At 68.1% G+C, this 13769-nt stretch carries 16 protein-coding genes; 8 read left to right on the top strand and 8 right to left on the bottom strand.

Features of this window, described 5'->3' with window-relative positions; translation table 11 throughout:
• Positions 1-3: 3 nt before the first annotated feature.
• Genes FXF51_RS24725 through FXF51_RS24715 form a run of 3 tightly spaced genes read right to left on the bottom strand, consistent with a single transcriptional unit; the run spans position 4 to position 3246 of the window.
• Positions 4-1149 carry a sensor histidine kinase gene (locus FXF51_RS24725; RefSeq protein ID WP_148437043.1) on the bottom strand — a complete coding sequence of 382 codons (1146 nt, stop codon included), beginning with the start codon at positions 1147-1149 and terminating at the stop codon, positions 4-6.
• On the bottom strand, positions 1146-2282 hold the full coding sequence (locus tag FXF51_RS24720; protein WP_148437042.1) for a PP2C family protein-serine/threonine phosphatase: 1137 nt from the start codon (positions 2280-2282) through the stop codon (positions 1146-1148). The genes FXF51_RS24725 and FXF51_RS24720 overlap by 4 nt, the downstream gene beginning before the upstream one ends.
• 34 nt (positions 2283-2316) lie before the next feature.
• Complete coding sequence (locus tag FXF51_RS24715; protein WP_148437041.1) at positions 2317-3246, bottom strand: LysR family transcriptional regulator; 930 nt, start codon at positions 3244-3246, stop codon at positions 2317-2319.
• 132 nt (positions 3247-3378) lie between these two features.
• Between FXF51_RS24715 and FXF51_RS24710 the strand changes: the two genes are divergently transcribed.
• Genes FXF51_RS24710 through FXF51_RS24700 form a run of 3 tightly spaced genes read left to right on the top strand, consistent with a single transcriptional unit; the run spans position 3379 to position 6790 of the window.
• Entirely contained in the window at positions 3379-4134 is a 756-nt protein-coding gene (locus FXF51_RS24710; protein WP_148437040.1) for a succinate dehydrogenase cytochrome b subunit, read from the top strand.
• Positions 4131-6053, top strand: a complete 1923-nt coding sequence (locus FXF51_RS24705; RefSeq protein WP_148437039.1) for a fumarate reductase/succinate dehydrogenase flavoprotein subunit — start codon at positions 4131-4133, stop codon at positions 6051-6053. The genes FXF51_RS24710 and FXF51_RS24705 overlap by 4 nt, the downstream gene beginning before the upstream one ends.
• Positions 6050-6790: a succinate dehydrogenase/fumarate reductase iron-sulfur subunit gene (locus tag FXF51_RS24700; RefSeq protein ID WP_148437038.1), complete on the top strand. Its 741-nt coding sequence runs from the start codon at positions 6050-6052 to the stop codon at positions 6788-6790. The genes FXF51_RS24705 and FXF51_RS24700 overlap by 4 nt, the downstream gene beginning before the upstream one ends.
• A gap of 243 nt (positions 6791-7033) precedes the next feature.
• Here FXF51_RS24700 and FXF51_RS24695 read toward each other — a convergent pair whose 3' ends face one another.
• Entirely contained in the window at positions 7034-7315 is a 282-nt protein-coding gene (locus tag FXF51_RS24695; protein ID WP_222871443.1) for a GntR family transcriptional regulator, read from the bottom strand.
• 668 nt (positions 7316-7983) lie between these two features.
• Between FXF51_RS24695 and FXF51_RS24690 the strand changes: the two genes are divergently transcribed.
• The gene (locus FXF51_RS24690) at positions 7984-9507 is read left to right on the top strand and encodes an AAA family ATPase (RefSeq protein WP_222871442.1); all 1524 of its coding nucleotides are present in this window, start codon (positions 7984-7986) and stop codon (positions 9505-9507) included.
• Positions 9508-9526: 19 nt separating this feature from the next.
• On the opposite strand, the gene FXF51_RS24685 is transcribed toward FXF51_RS24690, so the two are convergent.
• Positions 9527-9835, bottom strand: coding sequence for a hypothetical protein (locus tag FXF51_RS24685; protein ID WP_148437037.1), 309 nt, complete (start codon positions 9833-9835; stop codon positions 9527-9529).
• Positions 9836-10110: 275 nt separating this feature from the next.
• Here FXF51_RS24685 and FXF51_RS61985 point away from each other — a divergent pair, with 275 nt between their 5' ends.
• The 3 genes from FXF51_RS61985 to FXF51_RS24675 all read left to right on the top strand — a co-directional run bounded on the left by FXF51_RS61985 (position 10111) and on the right by FXF51_RS24675 (position 11625).
• Complete coding sequence (locus FXF51_RS61985) at positions 10111-10464, top strand: GNAT family N-acetyltransferase (protein WP_222871441.1); 354 nt, start codon at positions 10111-10113, stop codon at positions 10462-10464.
• Positions 10430-10909 carry a GNAT family N-acetyltransferase gene (locus FXF51_RS61980; protein WP_222871440.1) on the top strand — a complete coding sequence of 160 codons (480 nt, stop codon included), beginning with the start codon at positions 10430-10432 and terminating at the stop codon, positions 10907-10909. The genes FXF51_RS61985 and FXF51_RS61980 overlap by 35 nt, the downstream gene beginning before the upstream one ends.
• Before the next feature lie 530 nt (positions 10910-11439).
• Positions 11440-11625: a hypothetical protein gene (locus FXF51_RS24675; RefSeq protein ID WP_148437036.1), complete on the top strand. Its 186-nt coding sequence runs from the start codon at positions 11440-11442 to the stop codon at positions 11623-11625.
• A 60-nt stretch (positions 11626-11685) separates the two neighbouring features.
• On the opposite strand, the gene FXF51_RS24670 is transcribed toward FXF51_RS24675, so the two are convergent.
• Positions 11686-12048 (bottom strand): hypothetical protein, encoded by a 363-nt coding sequence (locus FXF51_RS24670; RefSeq protein ID WP_148437035.1) that lies wholly within the window; start codon positions 12046-12048, stop codon positions 11686-11688.
• Here FXF51_RS24670 and FXF51_RS24665 point away from each other — a divergent pair.
• Entirely contained in the window at positions 12038-12334 is a 297-nt protein-coding gene (locus FXF51_RS24665; RefSeq protein WP_148437034.1) for a hypothetical protein, read from the top strand. The two genes, FXF51_RS24670 and FXF51_RS24665, sit on opposite strands and share 11 nt — an antisense overlap.
• An 8-nt stretch (positions 12335-12342) precedes the next feature.
• Here the strand turns inward: FXF51_RS24665 and FXF51_RS24660 are convergent, their stop codons facing one another.
• Both FXF51_RS24660 and FXF51_RS24655 read right to left on the bottom strand, forming a co-directional pair.
• Positions 12343-12747, bottom strand: a complete 405-nt coding sequence (locus FXF51_RS24660; RefSeq protein WP_148437033.1) for a Clp protease N-terminal domain-containing protein — start codon at positions 12745-12747, stop codon at positions 12343-12345.
• A 23-nt stretch (positions 12748-12770) separates the two neighbouring features.
• A complete protein-coding gene (locus FXF51_RS24655) occupies positions 12771-13619 on the bottom strand; it encodes a PHP domain-containing protein (protein WP_148437032.1) in 849 nt (282 codons plus the stop codon).
• Positions 13620-13769 lie beyond the last annotated feature (150 nt).

Genomic DNA, 13769 nt, shown 5'->3' with positions numbered 1-13769 from the left:
CGATCACTCGCCTCCAGCCACGGGTAGCGTCCAGCGGAACGTGGCGCCGTGGCCGCCGGAGCCGGAGTCGCCGTCGAGCCAGAGCTGCCCGCCGTGATACTCGACGATCTTCCGGCACAGGGCAAGCCCGATGCCGGTCCCTGGATACACGTCGCGCGGGTGCAGGCGCTGGAAGATGAGGAAGATGCGGTCGGCGTACTTGGGCTCGACGCCGATGCCGTTGTCGGCGCAGCTGAACTCCCACAGGTCGCCGTCGCGCCTGACTCCGATGTGCACGCGCGGCGGCTCTTCCGACCGGAACTTGACGGCGTTCTCGATCAGGTTCTGGAAGAGCTGGGTGAGCTGCAGCTCGTTGCCGTGGACGCGGGGCAGCTCGTCGCGGGTGACGGTGGCGCCGGAGTCCTCGATCGTGGCCGAGAGGTTGTCGAGCGCCGCATCCAGCGTCGCGCCGGAGTCGAGTTCGCTCTTCTCGCCGGTGACCCGGCCGACCCTGGAGAAGTCGAGCAGGTCGTTGATGAGCAGTTGCATGCGTTTGGCGCCGTCCACGGCGAAGTGGATGTACTGCCTGGCCCGCTCGTCGAGCTGCGGGCCGTAGCGCTGCTCCAGCATCTGGGTGAAGCTGGCCACCTTGCGCAGCGGCTCCTGGAGGTCGTGGCTGGCCACGTACGCGAACTGCTCCAGCTCCCCGTTCGACCTGCGCAGCTCCTCCGCCTGGTCGGTGGCCACCCGCCAGGCCGTGACGATGCGGGCGCGCATGGAGTCGATGTGGCTGGACAGCTCCGCCAGCTCCGCCGGGCGATCGACGTGCAGGTCGTGGTCGAAGTCGCCGCCGGCGACCGTGCGGACCTGGGCGGTGAGCTGGTCGATCGGCTTGAGCACCGCGTACCGCACCACGGACGCCAGCGTCACGCCCAGCGCCAGCAGCAGGGCGAAGACCACGATGAGGGCCACGTTCAGCCGGTCGAGCTGGGCGGCCACCTCGGGGCGCGGGTTGAGCGCCTCGGCCCGGGTGCTCATCGTCATGACGATCGCGACCCCGGCGGCGAACGTGACGGCCGCCAGCGCCCCGATCACCACGAACCAGCGGGCGACCGGCAGCCTGCCCAGCCCCGTGGGCGCCTTGGGCGGCGGCAGCGGGTGAATGCTCATCCAGTTCTCCTCCGCAACATGACCACCGCCAGGTCGTCGCTCAACGTGCCCACATGGGTGATGAGCCGGTCGAGGTCGATGGCGCCGTGCTCGCGTACCAGCTCCACCAGGCCGTCCACGCCGAGGAACCTGCTGGGCTCGCCCACGGCCGCCTCGATCAGGCCGTCGGTGTAGAGCATCATCGACCACTGCCCGCCGAGCGGGACGTCGATCACCGACCACGACGCGTCCGGGAAGATGCCCAGCGGCGGGCCCGACGGCGTGCCCTGCAACACCTCGACCGCGCCGTCGCGCACCAGCACGGGGGGCGGGTGGCCGACCACCCGCATCCTGGCCGAGCACAGGTCGGGGCTGATCGTGGCCGTGCACAGGGTCGTGAAGATCTCGGGCGCCTTGCGCTCCGCCCGCAACAGCGTGTCGAGGGTACGCAGCAGCGTGTCGCCCGTCTGTCCGGCCAGCACCAGCGTGCGCCAGGCGATGCGCAGCGCCACCCCCAGCGCGGCCTCGTCGGGGCCGTGCCCGCACACGTCGCCGACCACGACGTGCACCGAGCCGTCCGGCGTCTGCACGGTGTCGAAGAAGTCGCCGGCCAGCGTGCCGCCGCTGCCCGGCAGGTAGCGGGTCATGTGCTCGATCGCGGTGGTACGCAGCAGTGGATCGGGCAGCAGGGCGCCCTCCAGCCGGGTGTTCTCCTTGGCTGTCAGCTCCGCCTGGACGAGCTTGAGCTGCGCCAGGTCGGCGCGTTTGCGTTCCATCGCGTACCTGATGGAGCGGGCCAGCAGCCGCGCGTCCACATCGCCCTTGACCAGGTAGTCCTGCGCGCCCGACTGGACGGCCGAGACGCCGACGTGCACGTCCCTGAGCCCGGTGAGCACCAGCACGGCGGTGTGCGGCGAGGCGACCGCCAGCACCTCGTCCAGCGCCTCCAGGCGGCTGGCGTCCGGTAGGGAGAGATCGACGAGCACGCATTGGATCTGGGAGGTCAGCTTCGTCCTGGCCTCGCTCAGGCTCCGCGCCCGGAAGATCCGGGGCGGCGCCATGGCCTGCTTCAGCAGCTCCTCGACGAGGAAGGCGTCTCCGTCGTCGTCCTCGATGAGGAGCAGCGTCAGCGTCTCCGTGAGATTTGCCGTCAAAACGCCTCTCAGTGGGAGTCGTGCTTCTTGTTGCTCATTCTGCGATGAGCGCCACCCCTTGTGGAAGCGTGCCTTCGTGACCGGCTTCGACGACGAACGCCAGCAGCGTCTCCCTGAACGCCTGCGCGGCCCTCGTCGGCTCGACGTCCTTGCGGTGGGCCAGCGCGATCGTACGGCTCAGCCCCGGCGGCGCCAGCGGCGTGCCCAGCAGGCCCGGCCTGCCGTCGAGCACCATCGACGGCACCACCGCCACCCCCAGCCCCGCCTCCACGAACCGCAGCACCGCGTCCATCTCCCCGCCCTGCACCGCGAACCGCGGCTCGAACCCGGCCTGCCGGCACGCCGTCAGCGTGGCCTCCCGCAGGTCGTAGCCGCGCCTGAACATCACCATCGGCCTGCCGCGCAGGTCCTCGATGTGCAGGTACGGGCCCTTGACCTGCTCGTGCGACGGCGAGACGACCACCAGGTTCTCGCGCAGGATCTCCTCGGTCACCAGCGCGGGATCGTCGCTCTGCAGCGGCATGATGATCAGCGACAGGTCGAGCTGCCCCCTGGCCAGCGCCCTGATCAGGTCGCGCGAGCCGCCCTCCTCGACCAGCAGCTCGATGCCCGGGTACGCGCGGTGGAAGCGGGCCAGCGCGTCGGCCAGCAGCCCCGCGCAGAGCGACGGCGTGGCGCCCAGGCGCACCCGGCCCCGGCGCAGCCCGGCGAGCTGGGCCACCTCCTGCCTGGCGGTGTCGGCGTCGGCCAGGATGCGGCGGGCCAGCGGCAGCAGCGCCTCGCCGGCGGCCGTCAGCGTGACGTTGCCGCGCGCCCGGGAGAACAGCCGGGCGCCGAGATCGTCCTCCAGCGCCTTGATCTGCTTGCTGAGCGACGGCTGGGCGACTCGCATGCGCTCGGCCGCCTGGGTGAAGTGCCGGGTCTCCGCAACGGCCACGAAGTACGCGAGCTGCTGAAACTGCATGTGATATTCCTCGCACCGGCGCGGCGTAAGCGGCCTGTAAAAGCCGCGCCTACCCACATCATAGCCTTGGGCTATCGAAACCAAGCCCATCATGACTTGGACGGATCATCGCTGGATACCTAGCGTTTAAACGTGACTGCCACGATAGAGCGCGGCTCCGCCACCGCGCCTGTTAACACCCCTGCTTCCAAGAGGACTCCAACGCCGAAGAAGCCGGGCGGGTTCCTCAGCTCGTCCAACGGCAAGAAAGTCGTCATGGCCGTCACGGGCGCCGTGATGGTGAGCTTCCTCGTGCTCCATATGCTGGGCAACCTGAAGATCTTCTTCGGTCGTGAGTCGTTCAACGACTACGCCCACTGGCTGCGCACGCTGCTGGAGCCGTTCGCGCCGTACCGCACGGTCCTGACGCTTCTAGAGATCGGCCTCGTCGTCGCGGTCGTCCTGCACATGTGGGCCGCGATCTCGCTGTCCCGCCGCGCGGGCAAGGCCAGGCCCGTCAAGTACGTGGCCAAGAAGTCGCAGGCGAACGGCTACGCCACGCACATCATGCGCTGGGGCGGCGTGACGATCGTGCTCTTCGTGGTCTGGCACCTGCTCGACCTGACCTTCGGCGTCGTCAACCCCAAGGGCTTCGACTCCACGCCCGCCGACCGGATGATCGCCGGCTTCGACCCGTCCCGCTGGTGGGTCACGCTCATCTACGTCGTGGCCGTCGCCATGGTCGGCCTGCACCTGCGCCACGGCGTCTGGAGCGCCTTCCAGACCCTCGGCTGGGCCAACAAGGACCGCAACAAGGCGCTGCGCGCCACCGCCGGGCTGCTCTCCGTCGTCCTGGTGATCGGCTTCCTGGTCCCGCCCCTCGCGATCACGTTCGGAGTTGTCAAGTGAAGTACACCGAAGGCCCCGAGATCAGGGACACCAAGGCTCCCGAGGGCCCGATCGAGGAGCGCTGGGAGAAGCGCAAGTTCGGCGCCAAGCTGGTCAACCCGGCCAACAAGCGCAAGCTCAACGTGATCGTCGTCGGCACCGGCCTGGCGGGCGGCTCGGCCGCGGCGACCCTGGGCGAGCTGGGCTACAACGTCAAGTCCTTCTGCTACCAGGACTCCCCGCGCCGCGCCCACTCCATCGCCGCGCAGGGCGGCATCAACGCCGCCAAGAACTACCGCGGTGACGGCGACTCCATCTACCGCCTCTTCTACGACACGGTGAAGGGCGGCGACTTCCGCGCCCGCGAGTCGAACGTCTACCGCCTCGCCCAGGTGTCGGTGAACATCATCGACCAGGCCGTGGCCCAGGGCGTGCCGTTCGCGCGCGAGTACGGCGGCCTGCTCGACACCCGCTCCTTCGGCGGCGCCCAGGTCTCCCGTACGTTCTACGCCCGTGGCCAGACGGGGCAGCAGCTCCTGCTCGGCGCGTACCAGGCGCTGGAGCGGCAGGTCGCGGCCGGGACCGTCGAGATGCACACCCGGCACGAGATGCTCGACCTGATCATCTCCGACGGGCGGGCCCGTGGCGTCATCGTCCGCGACATGGTCACCGGCGAGATCGAGCGCCACCTGGCCGACGCCGTCGTGCTCGCCACCGGCGGCTACGGGAACGTGTTCTTCCTGTCCACCAACGCCAAGGGCTGCAACACCACCGCCATCTGGCGGGCGCACGAGCGCGGCGCGTACTTCGCCAACCCCTGCTACACGCAGATCCACCCGACCTGCATCCCGGTGTCCGGCGAGTACCAGTCGAAGCTGACGCTGATGTCGGAGTCGCTGCGCAACGACGGCCGCGTCTGGGTGCCGCTGCGCAAGAACGACGAGCGCGCCCCCGGCGACATCCCCGAGGAAGAGCGCGACTACTACCTGGAGCGCATCTACCCGAGCTTCGGCAACCTGGTGCCGCGCGACATCGCCTCCCGCGCCGCCAAGAACGTCTGCGACGAGGGCCGCGGCGTCGGCCCCGGCGGGCTCGGCGTCTACCTGGACTTCCGGGACGCGATCAACCGCCTCGGCCGCGACGCCGTCGAGAAGAAGTACGGCAACCTCTTCGAGATGTACGAGCGCATCACCGGCGAGAACCCGTACGACGTGCCGATGCGCATCTACCCCGCCGTGCACTACACGATGGGCGGCCTGTGGGTGGACTACGACCTGCAGTCCACGATCCCCGGCCTGTTCGTCATCGGCGAGGCCAACTTCTCCGACCACGGCGCCAACCGCCTCGGCGCGTCCGCGCTGATGCAGGGCCTCGCCGACGGATATTTCGTGCTTCCGACCACCATCGGCGACTACCTCGCCAACGGCCCCTACGGGGACGTGGACGAAGAGGCCGTGGCCGAGGCCGAGATCAAGGTCCGCACCAAGATCGACCGGCTGCTCGCCGTCAACGGCACCCGCACCCCCGACTCCTTCCACCGCGAGCTGGGCAAGCTCATGTGGGACTACTGCGGCATGGAGCGCACCGAGGAGTCGCTGCGCAAGGCCCTGGAGCGCATCCCCGAGCTGCGCGAGGAGTTCTGGCAGAACGTGAAGGTGTCCGGCACCGCCGAAGAGCTCAACCAGGTGCTGGAGAAGGCCGGCCGGGTGGCCGACTTCTTCGACCTGGCCGAGCTGATGTGCCTGGACGCCCTCGTCCGTACGGAGTCCTGCGGCGGCCACTTCCGGGCCGAGTCCCAGGACGCCGACGGTGAGGCCCTGCGCGACGACGAGCACTTCGCGCACGTGTCGGCGTGGGAGCACTCCCCTGAGGGGCCGGTGCTGCACAAGGAAGAGCTCGAGTACGAGTACGTCAAGATGACCCAGCGGAGCTACAAGTGAATCTGACCCTGCGCGTATGGCGTCAGAGCGGACCCTCGGACAAGGGCCGCATGGTGACGTACAAGGTTGAGGAAGTCTCTCCGGACATGTCGTTCCTGGAGATGCTGGACGTCCTCAACGAGAAGCTGATCCTGGAGGGCGACGACCCGATCGCCTTCGACCACGACTGCCGCGAAGGCATCTGCGGCATGTGCGGCATGGTCATCAACGGTGTCGCCCACGGCGAACAGCGCGCCACCACGACCTGCCAGCTCCACATGCGGCACTTCGAGGACGGCGCCGAGATCACCATCGAGCCTTGGCGTGCGGCGCCGTTCCCGGTGGTCAAGGACCTGGTGGTGGACCGGAGCGCGTTCGACCGCATCATCCAGGCGGGGGGCTTCGTGTCCGTGCCGGCCGGATCCGCGCCGGACGCGCACAGCGTTCCTGTGCGGAAGGAGGCTGCGGACTCCGCCTTTGACGCGGCTACCTGTATCGGGTGTGGGGCTTGTGTGGCCGCCTGCCCGAACGGGTCCGCGTCCCTCTTCACCGCTGCCAAGATCACCCACCTCAGCTTGTTGCCGCAGGGGCAGCCTGAGCGGCTGACCCGGGCCAAGGCGATGGTGGACCAGATGGACGCTGAGGGCTTCGGTGGCTGCACCAACACTGGCGAATGTACGGCGGTTTGCCCGAAGGGGATTCCGCTGGACACCATTGCCCAGATGAACAGCGACTACCTCAAGGCCAACGCCAAGTAGCCAGGCTCACCCACCCGTTGCCCGTCTGACGCCCGCCCCGCACAAAGGGCTTCGCCCTGGCGGGCATCAGGCTGTTTTTGATTTGGCGCCTCGCGGCGCACCCCACGCCTTCGGCGACCCGGCCCACCCCTTACCCGTGTAGGTGGTGGGCCGTCGAATGCCCACCCTGACCGTTGGGGTGCGCGGAGTTGGTTGCCCCGGGGACGGCCCGAAGTCGTTTGCCCTTGGAGCTGGGCCGAGAAATCACTCGGGCTTCGAGCGCTTCGCCTGCTCTTCCTCTATTTCTTTGCGTTCTTCGGGGGTAGTGACGAAGCTACCCATGCCCGGCTCTGTACGGATCAGCCCGTCGGCGCGAAGGGCCCGCATGACCTTCTGCCCGGTGACGTTGGCGATCCCGAACTCCTCGATGAGGTCGAGCAAGGACGGGATGCGTTCCCCCGTCCTGTACTCACCCTTGCGAATGCGCTCGGCGATGATCGCGTGAACTCGCCGCCACCGGGCCTGATTCACCTGCAACTCCACCACCGCAGCAACCCTAGGGCGGCGTGCTCCGCCGAGGCGATGGATAGCGCGCCATGGCAGGCCATCCATCGCCTGCCATGGTTTCGGGAGCTTACGGTGCCGCCATGACGCCTTCAGAGCTTCGTGCCCTCGCGCTCGGCCGGTGCGTGAGCCAACACGTCCCTACACTCCGGGCAGAGCACGTGCGGTTGGAGTGGCTGCATCCGAGCGGTGCGCTTGAGCGACTACGTCCGCTCGCGTGGACGTGCCACTGCCGGGCCACGGTGTACGAGCTGTGCTCCAGCGGCAGCAGAGGGCTCCTCCGCCGTACGGTGCAGCTCGCCGGCGGATATCAGATACACGAGACAAGCGTCATGTCGATCAACGACGCTTGGACTCTCTGGGCGGCCCTGCTCGATGGGCACGTTCGGTGACCACCCTTGCTGAGCTGCGGGTCGGCCCGCAGCCGCCGTCCTGCTGAATGGCCGGGCGGAGACCGCATGCTGGGGTGGGCGACCGTCAGCAGCGCCTGGACGAATGGGCTCAGCTGTTTCGGGAGCCTCGGCGCCTTTCCGCTGCACCGGGTGCACGGCTCATAGGTGTGACAAGCTGTGATCGTGCGGAAACCCCCGGCGATGTCGTTCAATACCGCAGGCCCTTGCGATCCGCGACGCCACTACATGCTGCCTCCCGTGCCACGGCTCCCAGAGGCGCGGGCGCTGATCGAGATGGATCGCTACTTCGTGCTGCACGCGCCCCGGCAGACCGGCAAGACGACCACGCTGCGTACTCTGGCCTCCGAGCTGACCGCCGAGGGTGACTTCGCCGCCCTGATGTTCTCCTGCGAGCGGGCCAAAGCGGCCGGTGACGACTATGCCGTAGCGGAGTCACTTCTTCTGAAGTCCCTCCGCGAGGCTGCGGAACGGTCGGGATGGCCGAAGAAGCTGCTGCCGCCGGCTTCCTGGCCGGAGGCCCCGTCGGGCAGCCGGTTCGGTTCCGCGCTGAGCGCATGGTGCCGCCGCTGTCCGCGCCAGGTGGTGCTGTTCCTCGACGAAGTCGACGCCCTGCAGGGCAACAGCCTGGTCAGCATCCTCAGCCAGCTTCGTGACGGTCACAACGCGCGGCCGGAGGGCCATCCGTTCCCTGCGTCCGTGGTGCTGTGCGGGTTGCGTGACCTGCGTGACTACAAGGTCGCCTCGGGCGGTGTATCGACCTCGTCGAATGCGACCAGCCCATTCAACATCATCACCCAGTCGCTGCGTCTGGGCGACTTCGCCGCCGACCAGATCGCCGAACTTTACGACCAGCACACTCAGGCGACCGGTCAGGAGTTCACCAAGGACGCTGTGGACCGGGTCTTCGAGCTGACCCAGGGCCAGCCATGGTTGGTCAACGCCCTCGCTTTCGAGGTCATCCTCAAGCGTGGGACGGCCGAGACCATCACCGCAGGGCAGGTGGAAGAGGCCAAGGAGCAATTGATCCGGGCGCGCGCCACCCACTTGGACGCCCTGACGGCCCGGCTGCACGAGCCCCGGGTCATGCGGGTGATCGAGCCGATCCTGGCCGGCACGGTGCCGGACACGGACGACAGCATCGACGACGACGTCTCCTACGTCCACGATCTGGGCCTCATCTCGGATACCACGAGATTGGAGATCGCCAACCCGATCTATCGAGAGGTCCTGCTACGGGTCCTCGGCGCTCGCGCGGAGCGGCTCGTGATGGCCGACCCGCACAGCTTCGTGCTCCCGGACGGCCGTTTCGACCTGCCCCGCCTGTTGCGAGAGTTCGTGGTGTTCTGGCGGGAGCACGGCGAGGTCCTCATCCGGCAGGAGGGCTACCACGAGGCCGCCTGCCAGATCATCCTGATGGCCTTCCTGCACCGCCTGGTCAACGGCGGTGGCTACCTCGACCGTGAGTACGCGGCCGGCACCAAACGCCTGGACGTGCTGGTTCGCTGGCCCTACTCCGGATGCGACGGCGAGCGTTTGATGCAGCGCGAGGCCATGGAGCTGAAGGTGTGGCGGGCAGGCGAGAACGACCCTGAGCCCGACGGGCTCGCCCAGCTCGACCGCTACCTCGACCGGCTCACCCTCACCACCGGCGTCCTGGTGATCTTCGACCGCCGCCCCGAGGCCCCACCCTGGCAGAAACGCGGCGCCTTCGAACAGGCCACCACGCCCACCGGACGCCAGGTCACCGTTCTACGGGTGTGAAACCCGTACAGCCTCGGTCTCACAGCGGAAGCGCTTGGCCCAGTTCCGACAGGTCGAAAGGCTGCGCCGAGATGCTCCAATCCGTGACCTGCCCCGTCTCGGCATCGACCAGGATCATCATGAAGCGGCCGCGCAGTGGCTCCTCCCGATGCCGGAGCCGTCTCTCGAAGCTTCCCTCCATCTGGATCACATAGACACTCGCGTCACCCACAGGACGCGAAGGGGTAGTCGCCGCGAGCGCCGCCTGCCGGGTCGAGACGATGTAGCGAAGGTTCCTGGGATCCTGCTCCTGGTGTGCCTCGGCCAACTGACGTGCGATGGCCGTCATGTCGGCCAACTGCTGGGCGCTCGGCGCTGGGGGAGGAGCGGCTGGTCGGGTCTCGCGGATGCGGATGCCGTCCGGCGCCGGAGGCGTGCTTCCGGATCTCAGTACCGGGCCGGGACGGCGCGGTGGAGGTGTTGGTGGAGGGTGCATGACTACCTCCCGAGGAGTCATTGTCCTTCGACCTTGGCGTGAGCGTGAACGACACCGACCGCCCCTCCTTGCCATTCCCCGCCGGCTACGTGCTCCGTCCTTATCGAGGTCACGAAGACCATGATGCGATGGCGGCGGTACGGCTCGGCTGTGCCGAGCGGGATCGGATCAATGCCCGGTCGATTCTGGAGGGCATCCCTGCCTCCGCTGAGATCGGGCAGTCCCTGCACGATTCGCCCGAGAACCAGGTCGTGGTGGAGCGCGACGGTGGCGTCGTCGGCTACGTGACGGTCAGGTGGTGGGAGGAACGCGACGGCACCTGGGTGCACCTGCACCGCGGGCATCTGCTGCCCGGGCACCGCGGCCGGGGCGTCGGGTCTGCGATGCTCGACTGGGCGGAAGGCCGCATCCGCTCGCTCGTAGGTGAGCAGGACTGCGCGCACAGCCGTGTTCGGCGCGAACGCCACGGCCGGGGAGCGTGACGCGACGGAGTTGCTGCTCGACGCCGGGTACCAGCGGGTCTTCAGCCTCGTCGAACTGGAATTGCCCGATCTGCGCTCGCTCCCGGGTGCTGGGCAGTTGCCGTCCGGGATCCGCATCGGCGCCGTCGAGCCCGCCGGTTATCGGGATGCATGGAAGCCGGTGGTCGACTCGTACGCGAACGTCGCGTTCACGCAGAAGTGGACGTTCGACAGCTTTCTCGCGACGGCCGACCCGACCTGCTGGCGGGCCGCCTGGGATGGTGACCACATGGTGGGGGTGGCCCTGTGTTCACTTCGCCGGGAGGACCGCACGCTGGGTGAGGTCGAGGAGTTGAGCGGCCGGGCGGAGTCGAGACGTTCGGGTGTGGGGCGGGCTCTGCTGGTGGACGGATTGGGGTGCCTGCGCGAGCACGGGGCGTCGGCTGCTCGGCTGTGCATTATCTGACGCCGTTGACCTCCGGGCGGGCAGGCACCGCATGTCCTCTCACAAGTCGTGCAGTGCCTTCGCTTGGGCTTCCCGGCCCGCTCGGCATCCTCTCCTTGCCGCCATCTGGGCGGCTCGTGGTGCCGGTCCTACGCTCCGGTGGTGGCGGACATCAGCTACTTCGAGGCGTGGGGCATGTGGCTGGACGGCGGGTCCACCCTGGGGAACGACCTGTTTGGTGTGCCGATGATCTGGTGGGGACGGGGTGGGAAGATCGCAGCCTTCGCGAGCGGCCTGGTCGTCGTGCTGGACATTGTCGGTACCGACGGGATCAGAAGGTTCGCCGACCATTTGCCGGTAGTCGGTAAGAAGATTCAGGCGATTCTCCTGACCGTGATCGGTATGGCCATGCTCGGTGGGACCGCGACTTGTACGGATGACGGAGAGGTCCTTGAGGCACCCCCGATTCGGTGCGGTCGTGCGACTTATCGCCCTGGTGGCGTTTGTCGTCGGGTTCCACTTCGATCTGCTCGCCTCCTAAGATCGCCACCATGTCGAAGACGCTCGTTCTTGCGCTTGGGTTCGTGGCGCTGGTGCACGTCGGCCTTGCGGTCTGGTCGGAGTACATAGACGTGCTGCCCGTGACGATCGTCGCCCTGGTTGTGCTGATCGTCGTCCAGCGGGTACGCAGGCGGCGAGCTTCGCTCGGGAAGGGCCGCCCGACTCCCCGCCTTTAAGATCATCGCCATGATGATCGGGCGAATCGTGTTCGTAGCTGCAGGTACCGCCGTGCTCCTTCACACGGGGGTAGAGGTGATGGCCGGCGGGGTCCGGTCGATGGAGAGCGGCGCTAGCGCGGTGGCGATGGCGATGGTGGGGATCGGCTTCATGATCGCTGCTCTCGCGTTGGCGGTCGGGCAACGCAAGTAGGGATCACGGCGGCCCGACTCGAATGGCCGTTCGGTCCTCTGGGTAGGCTCGCCTACATGCAGTCCTGGCTGGCGCTGTCCGACGAAGGACGTGAGTCCTTCGTCGGACAGCGCCAGCCAGGTCCGGGGCCGCCGGAAGTACGCCTCCGGCCCGAGCCGGCACATCTGAATCACGACCAGCCGCGCCTCCCCGGGCACCGAGCGCCCAGCAAAGGCCGAGATGTCAGCCATCGCGCGGAGCCTGGCCGGCGCAGGTGAGGAGCAGGATCTGCAGAACATCCACTACATCGCCTCGGCCCGGCAGGCGACCACGCCTTCACGTCCTGCGGGGGACGCGAGTGTCCACCTGATCCAGATGGAGGGGAACTTCCAACGACATGTACGGCATGCGGAGGCGCCGTTGCGCGGCACGTACATGATGATCCTCATCGATGCCGAGACCGGCCAGGTCACGGACTGGAGCATCTCGCCGCAGCCCTTCGACCTGCGAGGTCTGGGACGAGCGGTTCGGCTGTGAGGCCCGTCTCAGAGGTGGTGGCCGTGCAGGATCTTGACGATCTGCTCGCGTGCCTGCTGCAGGCCAATGCCCGGGATCGCCGCCTCGTTCTCGCGGAGGAGGCCGAGCAGCAGATGCTCGGTGCCGACATACCGGTGGCCGAGCTCGGCCGCCTCCTGCCGGGCCAGCGCTGTGAGGCGTCCGAGATCTGCGCTGGAGCCCGACGTGAGGACGACGCCGAGACTGTTGAGTGTGATGACGGCCACGCCCTCGTCCAGGCGCGCCAGGCCCGCCAGCAAGTGATCACCGGTGACCCGGTCATGGCCCTGAGCGGCTGCCTCTTGTGCGGCCAGGTCCAGGGCCCGCCTGGCACGAGTCGTCAGAAGGCGTTCCAGAGGTTGGTGACCGCCTGTCTTTCTGAGCTTCCCCAGCATGAGACCTCCGCGTTCACTCGGTGTCAGCCCACCCGGGCCCAGAAGTCGTACGGCTCCTGCCCGGGGCGGAATCCGTGCGCCTCCGCCATGTCCGCCGCTTCCCGGAACCCATGGGCGACGAGGGACGGGTCATGCGCGTCGCTGCCGAACGTCACCGCCTGCCCTCCTTCCGCACGCCACCACTTCAGCAGAGTAGAGCCCATCGGCACGCGGGTGTTGATCTCAAGCGCCCTTCCTGACCGGGCCGTCACCCGCAGCGCGTGCCGGAACTCCTCTTCGAACGCCAACAGATCGAACGGACCGGCCTCTCGATGTGGCCAGTAACGGATCGGGTAGTCGATGTGAGCGAGCACAGAGAACACGTCGCTTCCAGTGACGAGCCTGGGAACCTCAGCCAGATACGCCCGGACGACCTCGGCTGCAGCCCGGCGCCCATAGAGGCCCGGCGGCTCCGAGAACGCCCCGTCCCCGGTCGGGAGGCAGTGCAGCGAGCCGAGCACGCGATCGAACCGCCCTGTGCCGAGCACGTCCGTGACGGCCCGAGCGTGCCAATGAGGTTCTCCCACTTCGAGGCCGCTCAGGATCCGGAGACCCGGAAACCGTTCACGGCACCTTTCGATCGCCTCCAGATACCCGGGCGCGTCGAAAGCCGGAGGCGTCAGTTGCCCGTCCGGCGTGCTCAAGGTCGCCAGATGGTCGTCCGGGTCGAGGGCATCGAGAGCGACCGTCCAGACCGTGTGGTCAACGTGCTCTGTGAAGGCGATCGCCGGTAAGCCGAAGGCCATCGCGCGCGCGCACGAGCGCTCCATCGAGCCTTTCGGGGCGTCCCAGGACCACTCGCTGTGTACGTGGCTGTCTGCGGGCAAGCTCACCAAGGCACCGTAGCGGACGGTCTCAGGAAGTCAGCGCCTCAAGGCCGTCCGAGAGCCGGGTGTGATGTCGGCGCCTCAGGAAGGCCGCTCTTGCCACGTACGACGGCGGAGGCACATGCAAAGCCCAGGTGCCGGGCTCACACCCGTAGA

The sequence above is a fragment of the Nonomuraea sp. PA05 genome (assembly GCF_008086045.1).
GTDB classification, from domain to species: Bacteria; Actinomycetota; Actinomycetes; order Streptosporangiales; family Streptosporangiaceae; genus Nonomuraea; species Nonomuraea monospora.
This window is presented reverse-complemented; position numbering and strand designations above follow the sequence as displayed.

Excerpts from the sequence above, each read along its gene's own strand:
- FXF51_RS24660 (WP_148437033.1), bottom strand. The coding sequence starts at position 12,747 with ATGCTGGGGAAGCTCAGAAAGACAGGCGGTCACCAACCTCTGGAACGC.
- FXF51_RS24725 (WP_148437043.1), bottom strand. The coding sequence starts at position 1,149 with ATGAGCATTCACCCGCTGCCGCCGCCCAAGGCGCCCACGGGGCTGGGC.
- FXF51_RS24675 (WP_148437036.1), top strand. The coding sequence starts at position 11,440 with ATGTCGAAGACGCTCGTTCTTGCGCTTGGGTTCGTGGCGCTGGTGCAC.
- FXF51_RS61985 (WP_222871441.1), top strand. The coding sequence starts at position 10,111 with ATGGCGGCGGTACGGCTCGGCTGTGCCGAGCGGGATCGGATCAATGCC.
- FXF51_RS24665 (WP_148437034.1), top strand. The coding sequence starts at position 12,038 with ATGTCAGCCATCGCGCGGAGCCTGGCCGGCGCAGGTGAGGAGCAGGAT.
- FXF51_RS24670 (WP_148437035.1), bottom strand. The coding sequence starts at position 12,048 with ATGGCTGACATCTCGGCCTTTGCTGGGCGCTCGGTGCCCGGGGAGGCG.
- FXF51_RS24685 (WP_148437037.1), bottom strand. The coding sequence starts at position 9,835 with ATGACGGCCATCGCACGTCAGTTGGCCGAGGCACACCAGGAGCAGGAT.
- FXF51_RS24715 (WP_148437041.1), bottom strand. The coding sequence starts at position 3,246 with ATGCAGTTTCAGCAGCTCGCGTACTTCGTGGCCGTTGCGGAGACCCGG.